19 protein-coding genes are annotated in these 19,142 nt (G+C 69.9%); 14 read left to right on the top strand and 5 right to left on the bottom strand.

The window, feature by feature from the left end:
- The first annotated feature begins 5 nt into the window (after window positions 1–5).
- Genes ACFY3C_RS13535 through ACFY3C_RS13520 form a run of 4 tightly spaced genes read left to right on the top strand, consistent with a single transcriptional unit; the run spans window position 6 to window position 3,937 of the window.
- Entirely contained in the window at window positions 6–932 is a 927-nt protein-coding gene (locus ACFY3C_RS13535; protein WP_390770825.1) for an ABC transporter permease, read from the top strand.
- Window positions 925–1,905: an ABC transporter permease gene (locus ACFY3C_RS13530; protein WP_390770824.1), complete on the top strand. Its 981-nt coding sequence runs from the start codon at window positions 925–927 to the stop codon at window positions 1,903–1,905. The genes ACFY3C_RS13535 and ACFY3C_RS13530 overlap by 8 nt, the downstream gene beginning before the upstream one ends.
- A gap of 6 nt (window positions 1,906–1,911) precedes the next feature.
- The gene (locus tag ACFY3C_RS13525; RefSeq protein WP_390770823.1) at window positions 1,912–2,886 is read left to right on the top strand and encodes an ABC transporter ATP-binding protein; all 975 of its coding nucleotides are present in this window, start codon (window positions 1,912–1,914) and stop codon (window positions 2,884–2,886) included.
- Entirely contained in the window at window positions 2,879–3,937 is a 1,059-nt protein-coding gene (locus ACFY3C_RS13520; protein WP_390770822.1) for an ABC transporter ATP-binding protein, read from the top strand. The genes ACFY3C_RS13525 and ACFY3C_RS13520 overlap by 8 nt, the downstream gene beginning before the upstream one ends.
- 111 nt (window positions 3,938–4,048) lie before the next feature.
- Here the strand turns inward: ACFY3C_RS13520 and ACFY3C_RS13515 are convergent, their stop codons facing one another.
- Entirely contained in the window at window positions 4,049–6,178 is a 2,130-nt protein-coding gene (locus ACFY3C_RS13515) for an alpha/beta fold hydrolase (RefSeq protein WP_390770821.1), read from the bottom strand.
- A gap of 202 nt (window positions 6,179–6,380) precedes the next feature.
- Here ACFY3C_RS13515 and ACFY3C_RS13510 point away from each other — a divergent pair, with 202 nt between their 5' ends.
- Together ACFY3C_RS13510 and ACFY3C_RS13505 are read left to right on the top strand one after the other, a co-directional pair.
- Window positions 6,381–6,575, top strand: a complete 195-nt coding sequence (locus tag ACFY3C_RS13510; RefSeq protein ID WP_067128709.1) for a hypothetical protein — start codon at window positions 6,381–6,383, stop codon at window positions 6,573–6,575.
- Window positions 6,576–6,618: 43 nt separating this feature from the next.
- Window positions 6,619–9,138, top strand: coding sequence for an MDR family MFS transporter (locus ACFY3C_RS13505; protein WP_390770820.1), 2,520 nt, complete (start codon window positions 6,619–6,621; stop codon window positions 9,136–9,138).
- On the opposite strand, the gene ACFY3C_RS13500 is transcribed toward ACFY3C_RS13505, so the two are convergent.
- Window positions 9,089–9,244: a DUF397 domain-containing protein gene (locus tag ACFY3C_RS13500; RefSeq protein WP_390770819.1), complete on the bottom strand. Its 156-nt coding sequence runs from the start codon at window positions 9,242–9,244 to the stop codon at window positions 9,089–9,091. The genes ACFY3C_RS13505 and ACFY3C_RS13500 overlap by 50 nt on opposite strands.
- A gap of 129 nt (window positions 9,245–9,373) precedes the next feature.
- Between ACFY3C_RS13500 and ACFY3C_RS13495 the strand changes: the two genes are divergently transcribed.
- Together ACFY3C_RS13495 and ACFY3C_RS13490 are read left to right on the top strand one after the other, a co-directional pair.
- A complete protein-coding gene (locus ACFY3C_RS13495; protein ID WP_390770818.1) occupies window positions 9,374–9,739 on the top strand; it encodes a DUF6247 family protein in 366 nt (121 codons plus the stop codon).
- Complete coding sequence (locus ACFY3C_RS13490) at window positions 9,736–10,026, top strand: hypothetical protein (RefSeq protein ID WP_390770817.1); 291 nt, start codon at window positions 9,736–9,738, stop codon at window positions 10,024–10,026. The genes ACFY3C_RS13495 and ACFY3C_RS13490 overlap by 4 nt, the downstream gene beginning before the upstream one ends.
- Before the next feature lie 39 nt (window positions 10,027–10,065).
- Here ACFY3C_RS13490 and ACFY3C_RS13485 read toward each other — a convergent pair whose 3' ends face one another.
- On the bottom strand, window positions 10,066–10,275 hold the full coding sequence (locus ACFY3C_RS13485) for a DUF397 domain-containing protein (protein ID WP_390770816.1): 210 nt from the start codon (window positions 10,273–10,275) through the stop codon (window positions 10,066–10,068).
- Window positions 10,272–11,147 carry a helix-turn-helix domain-containing protein gene (locus ACFY3C_RS13480; protein WP_390770815.1) on the bottom strand — a complete coding sequence of 292 codons (876 nt, stop codon included), beginning with the start codon at window positions 11,145–11,147 and terminating at the stop codon, window positions 10,272–10,274. Before ACFY3C_RS13480 ends, ACFY3C_RS13485 begins: the two co-directional genes overlap by 4 nt.
- 158 nt (window positions 11,148–11,305) lie before the next feature.
- Here ACFY3C_RS13480 and ACFY3C_RS13475 point away from each other — a divergent pair, with 158 nt between their 5' ends.
- Together ACFY3C_RS13475 and ACFY3C_RS13470 are read left to right on the top strand one after the other, a co-directional pair.
- The gene (locus tag ACFY3C_RS13475) at window positions 11,306–11,773 is read left to right on the top strand and encodes an ATP-binding protein (protein WP_390770814.1); all 468 of its coding nucleotides are present in this window, start codon (window positions 11,306–11,308) and stop codon (window positions 11,771–11,773) included.
- 296 nt (window positions 11,774–12,069) lie between these two features.
- Window positions 12,070–15,612 (top strand): AAA family ATPase, encoded by a 3,543-nt coding sequence (locus tag ACFY3C_RS13470; RefSeq protein WP_390770813.1) that lies wholly within the window; start codon window positions 12,070–12,072, stop codon window positions 15,610–15,612.
- 8 nt (window positions 15,613–15,620) lie between these two features.
- On the opposite strand, the gene ACFY3C_RS13465 is transcribed toward ACFY3C_RS13470, so the two are convergent.
- Window positions 15,621–15,920 (bottom strand): NIPSNAP family protein, encoded by a 300-nt coding sequence (locus tag ACFY3C_RS13465; protein WP_390770812.1) that lies wholly within the window; start codon window positions 15,918–15,920, stop codon window positions 15,621–15,623.
- 376 nt (window positions 15,921–16,296) lie between these two features.
- Between ACFY3C_RS13465 and ACFY3C_RS13460 the strand changes: the two genes are divergently transcribed.
- The 4 genes from ACFY3C_RS13460 to ACFY3C_RS13445 are packed head-to-tail and all read left to right on the top strand — an operon-like array spanning window position 16,297 to window position 19,086.
- Window positions 16,297–17,238, top strand: a complete 942-nt coding sequence (locus tag ACFY3C_RS13460) for a helix-turn-helix domain-containing protein (RefSeq protein ID WP_390770811.1) — start codon at window positions 16,297–16,299, stop codon at window positions 17,236–17,238.
- The gene (locus ACFY3C_RS13455) at window positions 17,231–17,785 is read left to right on the top strand and encodes a Uma2 family endonuclease (RefSeq protein ID WP_390770810.1); all 555 of its coding nucleotides are present in this window, start codon (window positions 17,231–17,233) and stop codon (window positions 17,783–17,785) included. The genes ACFY3C_RS13460 and ACFY3C_RS13455 overlap by 8 nt, the downstream gene beginning before the upstream one ends.
- Before the next feature lie 9 nt (window positions 17,786–17,794).
- Entirely contained in the window at window positions 17,795–18,673 is an 879-nt protein-coding gene (gene mshB / locus ACFY3C_RS13450) for an N-acetyl-1-D-myo-inositol-2-amino-2-deoxy-alpha-D-glucopyranoside deacetylase (RefSeq protein ID WP_390770809.1), read from the top strand.
- On the top strand, window positions 18,670–19,086 hold the full coding sequence (locus ACFY3C_RS13445) for a DUF6113 family protein (protein WP_390770808.1): 417 nt from the start codon (window positions 18,670–18,672) through the stop codon (window positions 19,084–19,086). The genes mshB and ACFY3C_RS13445 overlap by 4 nt, the downstream gene beginning before the upstream one ends.
- The last annotated feature ends 56 nt before the right edge of the window (window positions 19,087–19,142 follow it).

Genomic DNA, 19,142 nt, shown 5'->3' with positions numbered 1-19,142 from the left:
CCGCCATGGGGCGCTATGTCGTCCGGCGGCTGCTGCAGATGATCCCGGTCTTCATCGGGGCCACCCTGCTGATCTTCCTGATGGTGAACGTGATGGGCGACCCCATCGCCGGGCTGTGCGGCGAGCGGGCCTGTGACCCGGCGACGGCCGCCCAGCTCAGGAAGGAGTACGGGCTCGACAAGCCGGTCTTCCCGCAGCAGTACCTCACGTACATGGGGCACATCTTCACCGGCGACTTCGGCACCGCCTTCAACGGCCAGCCGGTCACCGAGCTGATGGCGACGGCGTTCCCGCCGACCATCCGGCTGACGATCGTCGCGATCCTCTTCGAGATCGTCATCGGGATCACCCTGGGCGTGTTCTCGGGCCTGCGCCGCGGGCGGCCCCTCGACACGGGCGTGCTCCTCGGCACCCTGGTCGTCATCTCCGTGCCGGTCTTCGTCACCGGCCTGCTGCTCCAGCTCCTCCTCGGCGTCCAATGGGGCTGGATCCAGCCGTCCGTCTCGCCGGAGGCCCCTTTCGACGAGCTGATCGTGCCCGGCCTCGTCCTCGCCTCCGTCTCCCTCGCCTACGTCACCCGGCTGACCCGCACGTCCGTCGCGGAGAACAAGCGGTCCGACTACGTCCGTACGGCGATCGCGAAAGGCCTGCCCAGGCACCGCGTCGTCACCCGGCACCTGCTGCGCAACTCGCTCATCCCCGTCGTCACCTTCATCGGCGCCGACATCGGCGCGCTGATGGGCGGCGCGATCCTCACCGAGCGGATCTTCAACATCCACGGCGTCGGCTACCAGCTCTACCAGGGCATCGTCCGGCAGAACACCCAGACCGTGGTCGGCTTCGTGACGATCCTGGTCCTGGTCTTCCTCATCGCCAACCTGCTCGTCGACCTGCTCTACGCCGTACTCGACCCGAGGATCCGCTATGCCTGAGCAGCCGTACGACCCCGATCGCGCGATCGCGCCCACCGGCGCGGGCGGCGGGATGGACCTGGCGGCGAGCGAAGCGGAGACGCTGGAGAAGACACCAGGGGGACCAGAAGGGACCGGCCCGGCGGGCAAACCCCGCAGCCTCTGGTCCGACGCCTGGCGCGACCTGCGCCGCAACCCCGTCTTCATCGTCTCGGGGCTGGTGATCCTCTTCCTGGTCTTCATCTCCCTGTGGCCCTCGGCGATCGCCTCCGGCAGCCCCCTCACCTGCAACCTGTCCAAGGCCCAGCAGGGCTCACAGCCGGGAGCCCCCTTCGGGTACGACGGCCAGGGCTGCAACGTCTACACACGGACCGTCTACGGCGCCCGTACGTCCGTCACAGTGGGCGTGTGCGCCACGCTGGGCGTCGCCGTGCTCGGGTCGGTGCTCGGCGCGCTCGCGGGCTTCTACGGCGGCCTGGGGGACTCGGTGCTGTCCCGCGTCACCGACATCTTCTTCGCCATCCCGGTCGTCCTCGGCGGTCTCGTCCTGCTCTCCGTGGTGACCAGCAACACGGTCTGGCCGGTCATCGGGTTCATGGTGCTGCTCGGCTGGCCGCAGATCGCCCGCATCGCGCGCGGCTCGGTCATCACCGCCAAGCAGAACGACTACGTCCAGGCCGCCCGCTCCCTCGGCGCCTCCAACTCCCGCATCCTGATGCGGCACATCGCGCCCAACGCGGTCGCGCCGGTGATCGTCGTGGCGACCATCGCGCTCGGCACGTACATCACGCTGGAGGCGACCCTGTCGTACCTCGGCGTCGGACTGAAGCCGCCGAACGTGTCCTGGGGCATCGACATCTCAGCGGCCTCCCCCTACATCCGCAACGCCCCACACGCCCTGCTGTGGCCCTCGGGAGCCCTCGCCCTCACGGTCCTGGCCTTCATCATGCTCGGCGACGCGGTACGCGACGCCCTGGACCCGAAGCTGAGGTGAGTGGCCGTGCTGCTGGAAGTCCGTGACCTGCATGTGGAGTTCCGGACCCGGGACGGGGTCGCCAAGGCCGTCAACGGTGTCAGCTACGGGGTGGACGCGGGGGAGACGCTCGCCGTGCTCGGTGAGTCCGGCTCCGGCAAGTCGGTCACCGCGCAGGCCGTCATGGGCATCCTCGACATGCCGCCCGGGCGGATCACCGGGGGCGAGGTCCTCTTCCAGGGCAAGGACGTGCTGAAGCTGAAGGAGGAGGAGCGGCGGAGGATCCGGGGCGCCGGAATGGCGATGATCTTCCAGGACGCCCTGTCGGCGCTCAACCCCGTGCTGTCCGTGGGCGACCAGCTCGGCGAGATGTTCGTGGTGCACCGGGGGATGTCGAAGAAGGACGCGCGGGCCAAGGCCGTCGAGCTGATGGACCGGGTGCGCATCCCGGCCGCCGAGGAGCGGGTCAGGGACTACCCGCACCAGTTCTCCGGCGGTATGCGCCAGCGCATCATGATCGCGATGGCCCTCGCCCTTGAGCCGGCCCTCATCATCGCCGACGAGCCCACCACCGCCCTCGACGTCACCGTCCAGGCCCAGGTCATGGACCTGCTCGCGGAGCTGCAGCGCGAGTACCACATGGGCCTGATCCTGATCACGCACGACCTGGGCGTCGTCGCGGACGTGGCCGACCGGATCGCCGTGATGTACGCGGGCAAGATCGTCGAGTCGGCCCCCGTCCACGACATCTACAAGGCGTCCGCCCACCCCTACACCCGGGGCCTGCTGGACTCCATCCCGCGCCTGGACCAGAAGGGGCAGGAGCTGTACGCCATCAAGGGCCTGCCGCCGAACCTCATGGACATCCCGCCCGGCTGCGCCTTCCACCCCCGCTGCCCGATGGCCCAGGACGTCTGCCGCACCGACGTACCCCCGCTCTACGAGGTCTCCGAGGAGCGCGGCAGCGCCTGCCACTTCTGGAGGGAGTGCCTGCATGGCTGAGCCGATCCTGGAGGTCAGCGGCCTCGTCAAGTACTACCCGCTGATGCGGGGAATCCTGTTCAAGAAGCAGGTCGGCGCGGTGAAGGCGGTCGACGGCGTCGACTTCGCCCTCGCCAAGGGCGAGACCCTCGGCATCGTCGGGGAGTCGGGCTGCGGCAAGTCGACGGTGGCGAAGCTGCTGTGCAGCCTGGAGCGGCCGACGGCGGGCTCGATCAGGTTCAAGGGCGAGGACATCACCCGGCTGTCCGGCCGGGCCCTGAAGGCGGTGCGCCGCAACATCCAGATGGTCTTCCAGGACCCGTACACCTCCCTCAACCCCCGGATGACGGTCGGGGACATCATCGGGGAGCCGTACGAGATCCACCCGGAAGCCGCCCCCAAGGGCGACCGCCGCCGCAGGGTGCAGGAGCTGCTGGACGTGGTCGGCCTCAACCCCGAGTACATCAACCGCTACCCGCACCAGTTCTCCGGCGGCCAGCGCCAACGCATCGGCATCGCCCGGGGGCTGGCCCTGCGCCCCGAGGTGATCGTCGCCGACGAGCCGGTCTCCGCCCTGGACGTCTCGGTCCAGGCCCAGGTGATCAACCTGCTGGACCGCCTCCAGTCGGAGTTCGACCTCTCCTTCGTCTTCATCGCGCACGACCTGTCGATCGTCCGGCACATCTCGGACCGGGTCGGGGTCATGTACCTGGGCCGCATCGTGGAGATCGGCAGGGACGCCGAGATCTACGACCACCCCACCCACCCCTACACCCAGGCGCTCCTCTCCGCCGTCCCGGTCCCCGACCCCGAGGCCCGCGACCACCGTGAGCGGATCATCCTCGCCGGCGACGTCCCGTCCCCGACGAAGATCCCCTCGGGCTGCCGCTTCCGCACCCGCTGCTGGAAGGCCCAAGAACGCTGCACCCTGGAGGTCCCGCTCCTGGCGGTCCCCGAGGCGTTCCGCGGCACGACCGGCCCCGCCGCCCACGACTCGGCGTGTCACTTCGCAGAGGAGAAATTGGTGGTCCCGCCGGAAGAGACCGGAGTGAACGGCAACGGGCCGGGGTGACATGGCGCATCCCCGGCCCGCTTACGGCACCCGCACGGCCGTACGCTGTTCAGACTCGCGCGTCCGTATATCGGTACCGCTTCCGTGAAGTTGCCTGCGTGTAAACGCAGTTCATGCCTGTTTGCACGGTTGTGCGAGCGACCGCCTGAGGAAGTCCACCTGGAGCAGGAGCAGGTTCTCCGCGACCTGTTCCTGGGGGGTCATGTGTGTGACGCCGGACAGCGGGAGCACCTCGTGGGGGCGGCCCGCGGCGAGGAGGGCCGAGGAGAGGCGCAGGGTGTGGGCGGCCACCACGTTGTCGTCGGCCAGGCCGTGGATGATCATCAGGGGGCGGTGCGGCTCGGCGGGGGAGGAGAGGCCCGCGTCGGTGACCAGGGAGTTGTGCGTGTACGTCGCCGGGTCCGCGACCGGGTTGCCGAGGTAGCGCTCGGTGTAGTGGGTGTCGTAGAGGCGCCAGTCCGTGACCGGGGCGCCCGCGATGCCCGCGTGGATGACGTCGGGGCGGCGCAGGACGGCGAGGGCGGCCAGGTAGCCGCCGTAGGACCAGCCGCGGACGGCCACCCGGGAGAGGTCGAGGGGGTAGCGCCCGGCCAGGTCCTGGAGGGCCTCGATCTGGTCGTCCAGGGTGAGGGTGAAGTCGCGGTGGACCGCCTTCTCCCAGGCCGGCGAGCGGCCCGGGGTGCCCCGGCCGTCGGCGACGATCACCGCGAAGCCCTGGTCGGCAAACCACTGCGAGGTCAGATGCGCGTTGTGCGCGGCCACCACCCGTGGGCCGTGCGGGCCACCGTAGGGGTCGAGGAGCACGGGGAGGGGAGTGTCGCCGGGGTAGTCCGTAGGCATAAGCACGGCGCACGGAATTCTGTGTGCGCCCCCCTCGGTGAGGGTCACTCGCGGCGACAAACCGGGAACTTCGGCGCAGGACCGGACAGTCGCCGTTCGTTTTCCGTCACGCAGCACCTGGACATGGGTGCCCGGGCTGTCGAGCGTCGCGGAGGCCAGGACCGTCACGCCGCCGGCACGCACCGCCGAGTGCACCCCGGGCTCCTGCGACACGCGCTCCACGCCGAGTTCGTTCACCCGGTAGACATGAACCTCGCCGGTCTCCGGGGACTCCGCCTCCTCGCCCGCCGACGCCGAAACCAGCACGTCGTCGGCCGTCACGTCGAGTACCGCACGGATGTGCAACTGTGGTCCGGTCAACGGCCGTTCGCCCACTGCCAGCACCCGCGCGCCGCCCTCGTCCGCGATGCGGACAAGCTGTCCGGACGGGCTCCAGCAGGGCACTCCGGCGAAAAGTTCCAGCCATGTTGGATCTTCATCCGCGTGCACCATCCGGGTCGAACCCGAGTCCGGATCCACCGCGAGGAACACCTGGCTGCGCTGGTCCCGGGCCTGCACCAGGAGCAGTGGCGCACCCGCCTCTGACCAGTGCACACGGGCCAGATACGGATAACGCGCACGATCCCAGACGATCTCCGTGCGGCTGCCGTCGAGGTCGATCACGAACAGACGTACGTTCGCGTTCTCCGTCCCGGCCGCAGGGTACGCGACGTGTTGTGGCTCACGCTCCGGGTGGGCCGGGTCGGCGATCCACCACCGCCGCACCGGCGTGTCGTCCACGCGCGCCACCAGCAGCCGGTCCGACTCCGGCGCCCACCAGAATCCGCGCGAACGCGCCATTTCCTCGGCCGCGATGAACTCGGCGAGTCCGTAGGTGACCTGATCGGCCTCCGGTTCGGCCAGCGCCCGGTCGTCCGCGCCCTCGGCGCCCGTCACCCGCAGCGCGCCCTGCGCCACGTACGCGATGTGCCGCCCGTCCGGCGCCGGACGAGGGTCGATCACCGGTGCGGGGACCCGCAGTTCGCGCGCCGTACCCGCCCGCAGCTCGGCCGTGAAAAGCCGCCCTGACAAGGCGAAAGCCGCCAACTCCACAGCCGCGTCGGTGGCATAGCCGACGATGCCGGCCCCGCCCTCCCGACTGCGCTCCCGGCGCGCCCGTTCCTCGGGCGAGAGCTGTTCCGACGCGCCCTCCAGAAGAGCGTGCGGATCGGCCGCCAGGCGCTCGGTGCCGTCCGTGGGATCGAGGATCCACAGGGAGTTGGCCCGGTCCGTGCCGGAGCCGGAACGCAGGAACGCGACACGCGAACCGTCGGGTGCCACGGTGAACGCACGCGGCGCGCCGAGCGTGAACCGCTGCGTACGGGCGTGCCGACGGGGGAAGGAGTCAGCCTCGGTCGTCATACCCCGACCATATTGGCCATGCGCCCCCTTGTGCGGCCGTGCGCCGAGCGATGCGCGAGCACGGAAAGTTATGATCACTACCGCTGAGTGGGTATGAACCCCCTGGCGTGTGCATGAAATTGCTGTACTGATCTACAACCGAGTGACAACCCCCATAGTCCGACCCCCCCCGCGTCCCTGGGATCTTTGGAGGTGAGCCGCCGTGGCACTCTCGATTTCGGCGGTGGTGCTGCTGGCGATCATCGTCTTCCTGCTGATCAAGAAGTCAGGACTGAAAGGCGGCCATGCGGTCGTCTGCATACTGCTCGGCTTCTACCTCGCCTCCTCGACCATCGCGCCCACGATCAGCGAGCTGACGACGAACGTCGCCAGCATGATCGGCAGCATCAAGTTCTGAGGCGGTCTCGCGCCCGGTTGGATAGTTGCACTACCTTCCAGCCGTGGACCAGTTGATCGCGGGTGACCCGAGCCGTATAGGTCCGTACCGACTGATCGCCCGGCTGGGCGAGGGCGGCATGGGTCTGGTCTACCTGGGGCGTTCCGAGGCCGGACGCACGGTGGCCGTGAAGGTCGTGCAGGCCGAGTACGCAGGGCATCCCGAGTTCCGCAGGCGCTTCGCCCGTGAGGTGGCCTCCGCCCGGCGGGTGGGCGGCAGTTGGACGGCCGATGTGCTCGACGCCGACCCCGAGGCCGCCGTCCCCTGGGTGGCCACCCAGTACATTCCGGGACCCGACCTGCACAGCGTGGTCGCGAAGGACTTCGGCCCGTTGCCCGAGCACTCGGTCCACGCGCTGGCCAACCGTCTCGCCCTCGCCCTGCGGGCCGTGCACGAGGCGGGCCTGATCCATCGCGACCTCAAGCCGTCCAACGTCCTCGTCACCGTCGACGGCCCCCGCGTCATCGACTTCGGCATCGCCCGGGCGATGGACAGCCTGGCCGGGGACAGCCTGCACACGCGCACCGGCATGCTCATCGGCTCTCCCGGCTTCATGTCGCCGGAACAGGTCCGCGGCCTCGAACTCACCCCCGCCAGCGATGTGTTCTGCCTGGGCGCCGTCCTCGTCTACGCCGCCACCGGGCGCCTCCTGTTCGGCGCCACGGAGACCGGCCTGAACGCCCACCTCTTCCGGGTCGCCGAGGAGGAGGCGGACCTGACCGGCGTACCGGAGCCGTTGGTCGATCTCGTCCGCGCCTGCCTGGAGAAGGACCCCGCCCAGCGGCCGACTCCCGAGCAGGTCGCCGAGCGCACGGTGACGGACGAGGCCGAGGAATGGCTGCCGGGCGCGGTGCTGGCACAACTCGGGCGCCATGCGGCCCGGTTGTTGGACTTCGCACCCGCGCCACGCGCCGAAGACCTTGCGGAGGCCCCCGCGGACGCCCCTCCCTCGCGACCGGACCCGCGCGTCGAGCTCGCGAAGGCCGAGCTCCAACCCCAACCCCTGCCTCAGCCGCCGGCTCCGCCGTCCTCACCGCCCGCGTATGCCCCGACGGTCCCCGCCTCGCAGTTCGGGTCAACCCCGGGCCCGTACCCCGGGCGCTGGTGGGGCCTGGTGGTGATCGCCCTGGCGCAGTTGATGGTGCTGTCCGAAGCGAGCGTCTTCGACGTGGTGTCACCGGTCGTCGAGACCGACCTGCACCTGCCCCCCGACGGCAGGAGCTCGATGGTCAACGCCTATGCGCTCGCCTTCGGCGGGCTGCTGCTGCTCGGCGGGCACCTTGCGGACCTCATCGGACGCAGACGGACCCTGATCATCGGCCTCGTCGGATGCGCGGCGGCCTCCGCGCTCGGTGGCTCGGCCAGCGGTTACGGCATGCTGATCTGCGCCCGCGCCGTGCAGGGCGCGGGCGCCGCAATGGTCGTACCGTCCGCGCTCGCCCTGGTGAGTACCGGCTTCACCGACCCAAGGGAACGCCGCAGGGCCTTCGGGGTTTACGCCGCGATCAGCGTCAGCGGTCCGGCACTCGCGATGCCCATGGCCAGATCGCTGCTGGAGGGCCTGAGTTGGCGCATGTGCCTGTACGCCACCGTCCCTCTGGCTGCGATCGCCCTGGTCGGCGCTGTCACCCTGGTGCACGACCGCCCAGGGCGCACCGGCGCCCGCTTCGACCTGCTCGGCGTGCTGCTCGGCTCCGGCGGGGTCGCCACCCTGACGTATGGCCTCCACGAGAAAACCTACGGCAGCGAGGGCGTCCGGCCAGGCTGGACCGATCCCCTGATCGTGGTCCTGCTCACGGGCGGCGCCCTTCTGCTCGTGGCATTCGTGTGGTGGCAGACCAGGGCATCGAGCCCGCTCGTCGCGCCGTACATCGTGAAGGACCGAAGCCGCGTCGGCTGCTACCTCACCGTGATCTTTTCCGGCGTTGCCGTCCTCGCGCTCGTCTCAGTCCTGAACTTCTACCTGTGGAGCAGCCGCGCCTACCACCCGGCGATGGCCGGAGCGGCCCTCCTGCCCCTGGCCGCCGCGAGCGTCATCGGCGCCCAGGTCTCCGTACGCCTGCTGTACCGCGCCGCGCCGCGCGCCCTGATCGTGGCGGGCCTGGTGATGATGGCACTCGGACTGCTGCTCCTGAGCGGCCTGACGCCCGGCGGCGGCTACGCGACGCAGGCGCTGCCCGGCATGCTCCTCGTCGGTTTCGGCGCAGGCCTCGCCTTCACGCTGGTCTTCACCGTCGCGACCGCAGCGGACGCCCCGCAGCACTCTGGCGGAGCGTCGGCCGCCATCGCCACGGCCCAGCACTTGGGCGCAGCGATCGGCTCGGCGTTGTTCATCGGTGCCCTCGGCTCCCGTCTGCGCCAACAGCCGGGGCCCTCCGAGTCAGGCGACGCATGGATTCTGGGCGCCTACACCGCCACCTTCTGGTGGGCGATCGGCGGCGTCCTCCTCGCGGCCCTGCTGGCCGGCCTGCTGGTCAGCCCTCGGACGCGTACGCCACGAAGTGGGTCCAGGCGTCCGGCGTGAGGGCGAGCCGGGGGCCGGAGGTGTGCTTGGAGTCGCGGACGTCGATCGTGGCGGTGTGGTGGCGATCTCGACGAGCGGTATCTCGCGCGTTAGTGACGGGCGTCACTGAAGCATGGTGTGCGATTCAGGGGTCGGGCGTGTCGGGCGCCAATTGGACGCCCGGCCCCAGAACGGCTCACCCTCCAATGTGAGGGCAGCTAGGGTCATGACCACGGAGCGCCGAAGGGGTACACCCATGAGTGCACAGCACGCCGAGTCACCGCCACCGATCATCCCGCAACCGCCGACCACCCGCGATGCCCTGCGCGAAGCAGTCAAGCAGGTCGCGCTCGCCAGGCTCCCCGAGTTCGACCGCGACCTCGGCGAAGCCTTCGACCAGGCCATCCAGCTCTCGTCCATCACACCCATGCGACTGTTCCTGGAGAAGTGGGCAACGCTCGTCGCTATCGCGCGCCACCCTGAGCAGGCCCGGATGATGCGTGAGGCCGAGCAGACCATCGCCGATCCCAACGCCACGGAGGACGCCTTCCGGCAGGCCCAGGCGACGGTCACCCGCATACTCGACACGGCGTCCGCGGAGGCCGGAGTCGCCCTGCGGTGAACGAACGAGAAGAAGGCCAGCAGGACGACGCCACAGGGTGGGCCTGGGAATACGACCCGAACGCCGAGTGGGTGGTCGGCGGCATGAAAGCCGCGGACCGGGAGGCGGTCGTCGTCATTGCGTCCGCGCTGGCCGACCTGGCTGCATACGGCCTCGACCCGGACGGGCGCCTGGACGAAGACCCGAACCCCATGCGGCTGCGCACCTACAGCACCGGAACGATCCTCGTCTGGTACCAGGTCGTTCCGTACCGCAAGCGTGTTTACGTCAAGCGCGTCAACCTGTGATCCAGAGCCAGAACTCGCCGCGTCCACGCGGCGGGCCCGTCAGCCTTCGGAGGCGTACGGCACGAACTGAGCCCAGGCCCCTGGCGTCAGCACGAGCCGGGGGCCCTCGACGTTCTTGGAGTCGCGGACGTGGACGGTGCGGGGTGCTATCGCGATCTCCACGCAGGAGTCGCCCTCGGGGCCGTCGCTGTAGCTGCTCTTGAACCACGTCAGTTCGCAGGTGTCGCCGACAGCGGTCTCGCGGATCATGCTTCTCCCAGCAGTTGCTCGATGAAGGCCAGCGACTCCCGTGGGGAGAGAGCCTGCGCCCGGATGGTGCTGTACCGCAGCTCCAGGATGCGGAGCTGCTTCAGATCGGAAGTCGGGCGGCCATTGAACGCTCCGTCGGAGCGGCCCACCGCCGTCCCGTCCTCGAACTTCATCACCTCGATCTTGCCGCTCAGCCCAGGGTGCGCCCCGGAGTCCGTCGGCATCACCTGGAGGGTGACATTGCGCAACCCTGCCACTTCCAGCAGGTGTTCGAGCTGCTGATGCCACACCATTGTGCCCCCAACCCTTCGGCGCAGTGACACCTCTTCCTGGACGAAGCTGAGCATCGGCGCCGGATCCCGCTCGAAGATCGATTTACGGCCCATGCGCGCGGCCATCAGGCGTTCCAACTCGGCCTCCGAGTAGGCGGACTGGGATGCCTCGAACAAGGCCCGAGCATGGTCCGGCGTCTGCAACAGGCCGTGGACGCTGAGCCCGACGTACACCCCCATTTCCACGGCCTTGGCTTCCAGCTCGGCCAGTTCCCGCACCCTCTTCGGGTACCGGACCTTCTCCACGTCCTCCTTCATCGCCGAGAGCAGCCCACCCGCCCCCAACACCTTGTCGGCCTTGTCCAGGTACTCGGGCCGGGGAATCCGCTTGCCGCTTTCGATCTTGTAGACCATGTCCTCGCCATAGCCGACGGCGATGCCGAACTCGCTGGCCTTCATCCCCACGGCCTCCCGCCGCAGTTTCAGTTGCCGCCCGACAGTGGCAATGACCGCGACACCCCATTCGTCGTCCGGATCCACCTCCCAACCCGGCTCATCGGTCTCACCCTTGAGTCGTCCCGTATCCCCGTCGACCGTCATCAGCGCGTGCCCCTCCGTCGTACCGCCGTGCCGCAACGCCCGTACCCGTACGCCCTCTCCCGACAAGCCCGGACACCACCGGACAACCAGCGGACAGTCACTGTACGCAACGGCATAGTCACTCATCACGGTAAATGTCAGCAGCCACGCTAAGTGACGTGAATCAGGAAATTGCCGAGACCGAACCCCAACTCGACGGTTGCATTCGGAACTTCAGCGCCCTGCTGTCGTCCACCCCACGCGGCGCCCGCCTCGCCCGCCTGCTCGCGGCCGACCAGCTCCGCAACTGGGGACTTCCGTGCGAGGCGGCGACTCACGTCGTGGCGGAGCTGGCGGCCAACGCGGCCACCCATGGTCGCCTCCCCGGCCGCAGCTTCCGCCTAACGCTCTACGTGGTCGGCCGTACGCTTCGGGTCGAAGTCACCGATACGCGCGGTGACCGTCTCCCCAAGCTCCAAGAGCCATGCTCCGACGCAGAATCCGGCCGTGGCCTGATGCTCGTGGACGTGCTCACCGAGCGCTGGGGTGTCGCCGAAGGGCGCTTCCCCCGCAAGACCATCTGGGCCGAACTGCGTCTTCCGTCACCGGAACCCTCCCCCACGAGTTCCGGTGACGCCAGCGACTGAAAGCAAAGAACGACGGGGGAAAGGAACCCCACCAAACCCCATCCCTCCCGCCTGCGGCCTGCCCTCACCGGTTCACGCCGGGGCGGGAGAGCCCTGACCCAGCATGGCTGAAACCCGTGCGCACCGTTGAACACGCCTGCGAAGCCCCAGAAGATGGTCATGAGCGCCCCACCCCACCGGTGCAGAGGGCCCGGGGCGAATGACGCGGTGCCGGCGCTTCGAGGCCGGTGGAACGGGGGCTGAGCGGTGCCGGTGGGCGGCGACACGGTCGTGAGTGGTGTCCGATGAGGAACCGCATGCAGGTCGTGCTCCAAATCATGCTGGCGCTGGTCGCCTGCTTACTCGGGATCGCCACCAACTACGCGACCAGCACGGACAAGGCACCTTGGGTGCTGGAGGCGATTCAGCGGTTCTCCGTTCCCGCCATCGGCGTGCTGATCGTGGCACTTGTGGTCGGGCAGGTCGTCGTCTACCGGCTGGAGAATCCCGCGCCGCCCCGGATCGAGTGGCCGCGTGAGCGGGTTCCGTACCCGGGCCTCGATGCGTTCGACGAGGACGAGGCGCCCGTCTACTTCGGCCGGGAGGCACAGGCCGCTGAACTGACGCGCAGGCTGCACGCCACCGCGACCCGCCCCGCAGAGCGGTTCCTGCTGCTGGTCGGGGCGTCCGGAAGCGGAAAGTCCTCGTTGGTCAGGGCTGGCGTGATGCCTCGGCTTCGGGAACGCCGCTGGACCGTTGTACCGGCCTTCGTCCCCGGCCCCAACCCGCTCGGCGCCTTCGCGGCTGCGCTGGCGGCCGCCGCCGATGGGCAGGAGCCGGCGAGCGCCGTACTGCGCAGGCTGCGCCAGGGGCCGGACGCGCTGCGAGCCGAGCTGTCCCGGCTGCGTGGTGGCCGGTTCCGGCGGATACTCCTCGTGGTCGACCAGTTCGAGGAGATCGTCACCCTGGCGGGTGAGCGTGAACGCGCCCAGTTCCTCGAAGCGCTGCGTACCTGTGTGGAACAGGACCCGGCGGTCCGCGTACTGGCCACCCTCCGGGTGGACCTGCTCGGTAGGCTCCTCGGCACCGGACAGGCGGAACTCCTTCAACACCCAGTCGCCATCGGCACATTGGGCAGGGCACAGCTCGTCGAAGTCGTGGAGCGACCCGGGGCCCTCGTCGGCCTCAGCTTCGAGCCAGGAGTCGTCGACTCCATCGTGAGCGAGACCGGGACGGATGACGCACTACCCCTGCTCGCCTACCTCCTCCAGGAGCTGTACTACGCCTCCGGCCCTGGCGGGACGGTGACCGAAGAGCTGTACCGACGGCTCGGCGGAGTACCCGGCGCGCTGGCGCGCCAGGCAGACAACACCGTGACCGGGCTCGGTGCGGGTGTGGGCATCGACTCCGTCCTGCGTGTCCTGCTCAGGTTCGTCACCGTCGAGGGGCAGGACGTGGCCCGCCGCCATGTGCCGCTGTCCGAACTCGACGAACGTGATCGCCATGTCGTCGATGCCTTCGTCGAGGCACGGCTGCTGCGCACCGACGTCACGGTTGGCGGCTCTGTGACCACCAGCGAGCCCTGTGCACAGGTGACGCACGAGGCCTTGTTCCGCCAGTGGGCCCCGCTGCGGCAGGAGGTCGAGGCGTGGGCTGAACGACTCCGCGAGCGCGCCGAACTGGAGCGCTGGGCGGCCGACTGGGAGCGGGCCGGACGCAGCGACGACTACCTCCTCACCGGGGAACGCCTCACGGCGGCCCGGCGCTGGCTCGAAGCACTGGAGGAATCCGGTCAGGCGTCCGCCCCCGCCCGCGCGCTCGTCGAATCCTCGCAGCGCCGCGACCTGACCTTCCTGAGCAGGGTCTCCGACAGTATCGGCCGTCAGGTTCTGCTGAGCGCGGAGAGCGAACCGGAGCGCTCTCTGCTGCTCTCGCTCGCCGCGCTCGGCGAGTGCACGCCCACGCCCTCGGCCAGGCGCGGGCTGATGGCGGCGCTGGCGGCGAGTCACCTTCGCTTCCGTCTCGACGGACACACCGACACCGTCCGACACATCGCCTGGTCCCCCGACGGGCACATGCTGGCTACGGCCTCCAGGGACGGCACGGCCCGCGTTCACGACGCGAGGTCCGGACGCACACTGCTGGTGCTGCCGTGCGACGGCGTCATGGTCGAGTCCGTTGCCTGGTCACCGGACTCGACGAGGGTGGCAACCGCGGGCCGTGACCGTGTCGTACGGATCTGGGATGCAGCCTCGGGGGAGCCGGTCCGGCTGCTCACCGGTGCCGGAGATCTCACCAGGCAGGTGGCCTGGTCGCCGGATGGCCGGCATGTCGCGGCAAGCTCCAAGGACCGGATCGTGCGGGTCTGGGAGGCCGACACCGGGCGGATCGTGCACGAACTTCACGGGCACGGCGAGGATGTGTGGGGCGTGGCCTGGTCTCCGGACGGCAATCGCCTTGCCTCCGCCTCCCACGATCAGACGGCGATCGTGTGGGACCTGACGACCGGGACGGCGGCCATCACGCTCACCGGGCACTCGGACTTCGTCGAGGGCATCGCCTGGTCACCGGACGGACGGCACATCGCCACCGGCTCGGGGGACCACACCGCCCGCATCTGGGACGCCGGGACCGGCGACCTGCGCTTGTTGCTGCGAGGGCACACCGACTACGTGTGGAACCTGGCCTGGTCGCCGGACGGACGGATGCTGGCCAGCGCATCCTCCGACCGCACCGTGCGCATCGTCGGCACCGAGGACGCCAAGGTCCTGGCTGTGCTGCGTGGTCACACGGACACCGTGTGGGGCGTCAGCTGGTCGCCCTGCGGGACCATGCTCGCCACCAGCTCCACCGACAGCACTGGCATGGTGTGGGACCTGCGCCCGCGTGGTGCCGAGGTCGTACTGGCCGACGGACACCGAGGCCAGGTGAACCAGGCCACGTGGTCCGGCAGTGGCGACCGGTTCGCCACTGCCTCGGACGACGGCACCGTACGGGTGTGGGACGCGGTCACCGGCGTTCCGGCCGGACCGGTGACCGAGTCGGAGGACCGGGTCTGGGCCGTCGCCTGGGCTCCGCAGGGGGAGCGGCTCGCGTTCAGCACCAACGACGGCCTGTTCCGGATCGTCGACGGGCGCGGCGGCACGCTGTTCGAGCGACGCGGCGAGGTCGTCGAGGGGTGCGCGTGGTCTCCGAACGGCGGCCGGATCGCCACCGGCGGCCACGACGGCGCCGTGCGTGTCCTGTCCGCGCCGGACGGGACCGAGCTGTTGAAACTGACAGAACATCAGGACTGGGTGGGTCGCGTGGCATGGTCGCCGAGCGGACGGCTGCTCGCCAGCTGTTCCGACGACCGTACGTGCCGACTGTGGGACATCGGGGAGGGGCGGCAGTTCACGGTGCTGCGCGGCCACGACAACTACGTGGAGGATGCGGCCTGGTCTCCGGACGAGACGAGGATCGCCACCGCTTCCGGCGACTGGACGGCCGCCGTGTGGGACGTCGTCACCGGACGGCGCATCGAGGTGCTGAAGGGCCACGAGGGACGGCTTCGCGCCGTCGCCTGGTCACCCGACGGCCGGCACATCGCCACGGGCGCCGACGACCGCACCGTACGGGTCTGGTCCGCCGCCAGCCTTGAGGAAATCGCCGTCGTCGGTGTGCACCAGGACAGGGTGACCTCCGTGACCTGGTCCTCGGACGGCACACGGCTGCTCACGGCATCAGCAGACGGGACTGCCCGCGTGTGGCGGGCCGAGCCGGACTACGACCGGCTGGAGGCGACCGCCCGAGGAAGGGTTTTCCGTGCCCTTACGCACGAGGAACGGCGGCAGCACCTGCTGCCGCTCGACCCCGCCTGACCGTGTGATCAGTAGGCCAACTCGACCGTTTGCTCTTCGGTGCGGACAAGGTAGTCGTCCGGGTTCAGGCCCATGGCCTCACGCTCAGGCGACGACCAGTACAGCGCATTGCGCTCAGCGAAGGTCTCTGGGCCCTCGTACGAGATCAGCCAGACGAACTGGTTGTGCTCCCGGTCCACCCAGGCTCCTCCGATCGTGAACCCCAACTCCAGGCGCAGCGGCACGATTTCCCCCTGCCACCGCTCCACCCACTCGTCGAGCAGGCCGTCCCGGACGGTGTACGTACGCAACTGTGTGGTCTTCGGCATGGCAGACATCCTCTCCGAGCGGAGGGTTGGGATGCCATGAACCGGCGTAGGGGCCGACATGGTTCCTGTCACCTACCGACTACGCACGCCGACCGCGAGCGAAGTCCGTCTGCCACCGGAACCCGATCGCCCGTGCTCCGGCGCAAGGGGCGCTCTTTCCCAAGAACCAGGACGGTGAAAGGACCTCACCAAGCCCACCCCTCCCGCCCATGGCCCACGCTCACTCGGGCGGGTGAACATGCCTGATTCAGCTGGATTTCGCAGCCCCGGGCGGCTCTACGCTCAGCGCAACACAACCGCAGACATGCGACGGCCCCCGCCGGGACTGGCATCCCAGTGCGAGGGCCTGACCACCGAGGAAGGTAAGGACTTCCCGATGGGTACCGAGCACCCTAGCGTGCCGCCGCACGCCCAGGCCCGTATCGCGGGCAACAAGCACCCGAACCGGGGCAACCAGGCCGCGCACTCCGGCGGGCTCATCCACGACAACATCCGCCACACCACCCGCTTCACGGTGATCGGCAACCACCTCACCCAGCACCCGGACCTCTCCCTCCTCGCGATCGGCCTGGCCTGCCACATCCAGTCGCTGCCGAAGGGCGCCCGCGTCGACATCAAGACCCTCGCGGCCCGCTTCCCCGAGGGAGCGACCCGCATCGCCGCAGCGCTGCGCGAGCTGGAGACCCACGGCTACCTCCGCCGCGACCGCGAACGCATCCCCAGCGGCCGTATCGTCACCCGGACGATCTCCTGCAACCAGCCGGCGGCCCGGCGTCACCCCGACAGGTCCAGCTGCCCCGCCCGCCGCCCCGTACGCCCGGCGGCGGCACCGGCCAAGCGCCCGTCCCGCACCGGCCGCAAACCCCTCCCCGCCGTACCCCAGTCCGCCTGCGCCGCCCCGGCCCTGCTGCAGACCGCCTCCGACCTCCTCGCGGACCTGCGCCGCCATGACCCATGCTTGCTCCTCTCGGCCGCCGACACGGCCCACCTGGCCGCCGGCGTCGCCGCCTGGCTGGAGCGCGACGTCAGCGCCACCGCCGTGAGGCAGGCGCTGACCGCAGACCTGCCCCCCGAGGGCCTGCGACGCCCCGCAGCCCTGTTGGCCCACCGCCTCACGGCCCAGCTGCCGCCCCCACCGCCGTTCCGCGCACCCACCGCCCCGCCGCCGGTACGGCACCCGCTCCAGACCTGCGACGGGTGCGACCGAGCCTTCCGCGCACCCCACCCCGGCCGCTGCCGCGACTGCCGAACCGATCTCCTGGAGGCTGCCCAGCATGAAAGCGACGCTCCCTGCCTATCGGTACCGGGCCATGCGTGACTTCGTTCAGAACATGGACGACACCCTCCCCGGCAAGTTCGAGATCACCAAGGAAGGGATCGTCCACGACATGCTGTCGCCCAACGGGCGGCACGAGCTGACGGCGCTGCGGCTCCGCAAGCTCCTGGAGAGGGTGCTACCGGAAGCGATCGTGGCCCATACCGGGAAGCCCGACGTGGAGAACGCGGCCGAAGGCATCATGCGCCGCCCCGATGTGATGGTGATCGCTGAGGCGGACATGGGAGGAGCGGGTTCCTTCGATCCCCGTACTCTCATCGCCGCCATCGAGGTCGTGTCCCGCTCCAACCCGGACAACGACTGGGTCACCAAGATGCGCGACTACCCCCTGATGGGCATCCCCGTCTACGCGATCTTCGACCCCCGCACCGCCACCGGCGCCGTCCTCACCGACATCCACCCCACCCCGGACGGCCCCCGCTACGCCACCCGCAAGGACTTCGTCTACGGCGAGGACGTCACCATCGCCGAGTGGACGATCTCGACGGACGGTCTGCCGCGCTACAAGGACGAGACGAGTGCCTCGTAGGGTGGCCCCATGACGGAATTGCCCGAGCGGCGTCTGCTGCTGGTGCACGCGCACCCGGACGACGAGTCGATCAACAACGGCGCGACCATGGCCAGGTACGCGGCCGAGGGTGTCCATGTGACCCTGGTCACCTGCACCCTGGGGGAACGTGGTGAGGTCATCCCGCCCGAGCTGCGGCATCTGAGCGGTGTCGCGCTGGGCGCACACCGGCGCGGCGAGCTGAGCGCCGCCCTGCGCGAGCTGGGCGTCGCGGACCTGCGGCTGCTCGGCGGCGCGGGCCGCTACGGCGACTCCGGCATGATGGGCATTCCCGACAACGAGGACCCCGCCTGCTTCTGGCAGGCCGACCTGGACGAGGCCGCCGGCTCGCTCGTCGAGGTGATCCTGGAGGTCCGCCCGCAGGTCCTCGTCGCGTACGACGACAACGGCGGGTACGGCCACCCGGACCACATCCAGGCCCACCGCGTAGCCATGCGGGCCGTCGAGCTGGCGGCCGAGCAGGGGCACCGGATCGAGAAGGTCTACTGGAACCGCGTCCCGCGCTCGGTCGCCGAGGCCGCCTTCGCCCGCCTCCAGGACGAGCTGCCGAGCCTCCCGTTCGCGAAGAGCGCCTCGCTGGCCGACGTACCCGGTGTGGTCGACGACGAGCGGATCACCACCGCGATCGACGGCAGCGCCCACGCCGCCGCCAAGGCCGCCGCGATGCGTGCCCACGTCACCCAGATCGAGGTGGCCGAGCCGTACTTCGCGCTCTCCAACGAACTCGCCCAGCCGCTGTTCACCACTGAGTACTACGAGTTGGTGCGCGGCCCGGTGCAGCCCGGGGAGATGGGGGAAATGGGGGAGACCGACCTTTTCGACGGTATCGCCACCGGGGAGGCGTCATGAGCACCGACGGACGCGGCTCGATGCTGGCCCAGCCGATGCAGCGGCCCCCGGTCGGGCGGATGGCCGCCTACCTCGGGCTGTTCCTGCTCGGAGCGATCGTCGGGCTCGCCGGAGCCCTGGTCCAGGCCGCCTGGTTCCCGGGCGGGCTGCTGCTCGCCCTCGCGGGCGCCGGCGGGCTGTTCCTCGGCGGGGCGTACGCGCTCGGCGGGCGGGCCGGGGCGGTCGCGCCGGTGGCCGGCTGGATCGTCACCGTAGTCCTGCTCACCTCCACTCGCCGCGAGGGCGACTTCCTGTTCGGCGCGGGAGTCGGCTCCTACCTCTTCCTGCTCGGCGGCATGGCCCTCGCTGTGATCTGCGCCACCATTGCCCCCGGACGGCAACCCGCCGACGGTCCCGCCCGACTTGGCAAGTGACGTACCACTTCGCCGTGCGGCGCGCGTGCGAGTCCGGTGTGGGTTTCCGCAGCGGT

Origin of the sequence: Streptomyces sp. NPDC001410 (assembly GCF_042895235.1) — a bacterium.
Lineage (GTDB): Bacteria > Actinomycetota > Actinomycetes > Streptomycetales > Streptomycetaceae > Streptomyces.
Note: the sequence above shows the minus strand (reverse complement) of the source record. Positions and strands in the feature narration are given on the sequence as shown.

Bases quoted from the DNA above. Each gene is read 5' to 3' on its own strand.
- ACFY3C_RS13535 (WP_390770825.1), top strand. From the start codon at position 6: ATGGGGCGCTATGTCGTCCGGCGGCTGCTGCAGATGATCCCGGTCTTC.
- ACFY3C_RS13530 (WP_390770824.1), top strand. From the start codon at position 925: ATGCCTGAGCAGCCGTACGACCCCGATCGCGCGATCGCGCCCACCGGC.
- ACFY3C_RS13520 (WP_390770822.1), top strand. From the start codon at position 2,879: ATGGCTGAGCCGATCCTGGAGGTCAGCGGCCTCGTCAAGTACTACCCG.
- ACFY3C_RS13515 (WP_390770821.1), bottom strand. From the start codon at position 6,178: ATGACGACCGAGGCTGACTCCTTCCCCCGTCGGCACGCCCGTACGCAG.
- ACFY3C_RS13495 (WP_390770818.1), top strand. From the start codon at position 9,374: ATGAGTGCACAGCACGCCGAGTCACCGCCACCGATCATCCCGCAACCG.
- ACFY3C_RS13485 (WP_390770816.1), bottom strand. From the start codon at position 10,275: ATGATCCGCGAGACCGCTGTCGGCGACACCTGCGAACTGACGTGGTTC.
- ACFY3C_RS13480 (WP_390770815.1), bottom strand. From the start codon at position 11,147: ATGACGGTCGACGGGGATACGGGACGACTCAAGGGTGAGACCGATGAG.
- ACFY3C_RS13470 (WP_390770813.1), top strand. From the start codon at position 12,070: ATGCAGGTCGTGCTCCAAATCATGCTGGCGCTGGTCGCCTGCTTACTC.
- ACFY3C_RS13465 (WP_390770812.1), bottom strand. From the start codon at position 15,920: ATGCCGAAGACCACACAGTTGCGTACGTACACCGTCCGGGACGGCCTG.
- ACFY3C_RS13460 (WP_390770811.1), top strand. From the start codon at position 16,297: ATGGGTACCGAGCACCCTAGCGTGCCGCCGCACGCCCAGGCCCGTATC.
- ACFY3C_RS13455 (WP_390770810.1), top strand. From the start codon at position 17,231: ATGCGTGACTTCGTTCAGAACATGGACGACACCCTCCCCGGCAAGTTC.
- mshB (WP_390770809.1), top strand. From the start codon at position 17,795: ATGACGGAATTGCCCGAGCGGCGTCTGCTGCTGGTGCACGCGCACCCG.
- ACFY3C_RS13445 (WP_390770808.1), top strand. From the start codon at position 18,670: ATGAGCACCGACGGACGCGGCTCGATGCTGGCCCAGCCGATGCAGCGG.